At 47.0% G+C, this 2,124-nt stretch carries 2 protein-coding genes; both read right to left on the bottom strand.

What is annotated here, in order from left to right:
* The coding region (locus tag EPL05_RS21730; RefSeq protein WP_166727785.1) for an ATP-binding protein at positions 1-368 on the bottom strand (368 nt) is incomplete at its 3' end.
* Between the two features lie 20 nt (positions 369-388).
* A complete protein-coding gene (gene istA, locus EPL05_RS21725; protein ID WP_243837349.1) occupies positions 389-1,918 on the bottom strand; it encodes an IS21 family transposase in 1,530 nt (509 codons plus the stop codon).
* Positions 1,919-2,124 lie beyond the last annotated feature (206 nt).

Below are 2,124 nucleotides of genomic sequence, written 5' to 3'. Positions count from 1 at the left end.
CAGGCCTGATATCCGATAGCAGAAGCGATATAGCTTTTACCGATGCCTGTGCTGCCGGTAATCAGCAGGTTCTCATTACGCTCAATGAACGTACAGTCCGCCAGGCGCATGATCTGGTTGCGATCAATGCTCCGGTCGGCATGATAGTGAACGTCCTCTACAGAAGCTTTGTAGCGGAACTTAGCATAATAGATCTGCCGCTCGATACGCCTGTTATGCCGGTCATCCCACTCTGCATCCACCAGGTGCGCCAGTAGCTCATCTGCTGTATAATCCTCTGTTTTACCTGTTTCCAGGGTGCTTTGAAAAGCATGGTACATGCCGAAGAACTTGAGCTTCCGCATTTTGTCTAACGTGTTTGTGTTCATTTCATTGGTTATTTAAAAGGTTATTTGTAATAGTCTTCTCCTCTGATATTATCATGATTGGGCATAGGCAGTTCATCAGCGAACAGGCTTTCTTCGTACTGATCCATCTTCTTTTCGAGGATCAGATGAATGGTCTTGTAGTTATATACACCGTAGTGGAGGCCTCTTCTACAGGCCATGATCAGGCGTTCATTACCTACTTTTCGGGAGAAGCCAAGGATACCCAGGCAGGACTTATAAGCCTGCTCGGGATGTTGTTTACGGTCGAATATATTATGGATATAAAGCCTGACATCTTCATGGATCGATGAGGCCCAGCCCAGGAACTTATCCTTTGACCAGTCAGCCACGAACTGGTGAGTGGAAGCCAGATGGTCTTTCTCAGTTGTATAAAGGTATAGTCCCCTTGTGCGTTTATGGATAGCGATACGCTCATAATGGTAAAAGGCTTCTACCGAAGAACTGGAATATAGCAGCTTGATCTTCTTGCCAATAAACCGGTAAGGGACGCTGTAATAATGTTTATCCGGCCCAAGACAAACATATCCGTTCTTCATCACGGTAGCATGGAACTGCTTTTTAAGCTCATAGCGCAGGACAGGTAAAGGGTTAAGTGCTTCCCGCTCGATCTCATCGAATTGCTGCCTGCGGCTGTAGTTCCTACCTTGCAGGAATCTATTATTGTGCTCTTCGAGCACCACCCTTATGGCTTCGTTCAGATCCTTTAACGAGTGGTAAACTACTTTCCTCAAAGGGGCATAGATCCGGGTATACATGATCTTAACTGCACCTTCTACCAATGCTTTATCGCGAGGGCGGAACGCCCGGGCTGGCAGTATGGTGGTGCCGTAATGATCTGCAAAGTCAGCGAATGTTTCGTTTAACGTTGGTTCGAAACGGCTGCTCTTGGTTACTGCAGCTTTCAGGTTATCAGGTACTATCGCATCAGGAACGCCACCGATATAATGCAGGGTATTCTCACAGGCCGTAATAAAGTCCTCCTTTTGCTGACTACTCACAGCTTCTACATAAGTAAGCTGGCTAGCTCCGAGTATCGCTACAAATACCTCAACGGTAATGATCTCGCCGGTCTCCTTATCGGTAATGCTAAGCTTTTGCCCTGCAAAGTCCACATACAGCTTATCACCTGCTTTGTGATCCATATGCATGGTCGGGTTGACCCGAGCCTTCCACTGAGTATAATAGAAGCAAAACTGGCTGTACTGATAGCCATCAGGGAACTCTTTATAATACTCTCCCCATAATATATGGCGGTTTACACCGGTACGCTTAAGTTCTTTATCTACGTGTGGAAAGCACCGCAGCATAGATTGCATACGGCCTGTAGGAGGCATCTCCCTGCTTTTTCCAAAGAAGTCCTCCAGTTCCTTATCGTTCAGCGCGTCAACCTCCTCGAACGTAAAGCCACTATCCTTAAACGAGGCCAGGTACTTCTTAACGGTATTCCGGGACGTATCAGCCTGGGCAGCTATCGACATGATACTGCGTCCATTAGTGTACATCCTTATTATCTTTCTAATCTTACTCATGCTAATCGTAGTGTTGGCCATGCTTTTGGAGGTTATGTTAAACCTCGTAAAGATGGGTGCTTCTACAGCATTAGCTGCTCGTTCGGGGTGGTCAATTTGGCCCGGAATGCCTGGTCAGTTTGCCCCGGAATGGGGTGGTCAATTTGACGCGGAATCACTGGTCACATTCCGCCGGAATCAGGTGGTCAATATCAGCGGTATATCCA

The sequence above is a fragment of the Mucilaginibacter gilvus genome, from assembly GCF_004054195.1.
In the GTDB taxonomy this organism is placed as follows: Bacteria; Bacteroidota; Bacteroidia; order Sphingobacteriales; family Sphingobacteriaceae; genus Mucilaginibacter; species Mucilaginibacter gilvus.
Note: the sequence above shows the minus strand (reverse complement) of the source record. Positions and strands in the feature narration are given on the sequence as shown.

What these genes read in the sequence shown, in the direction of transcription:
- istA (WP_243837349.1), bottom strand. Translation starts at nt 1,918, where the DNA reads ATGAGTAAGATTAGAAAGATAATAAGGATGTACACTAATGGACGCAGT.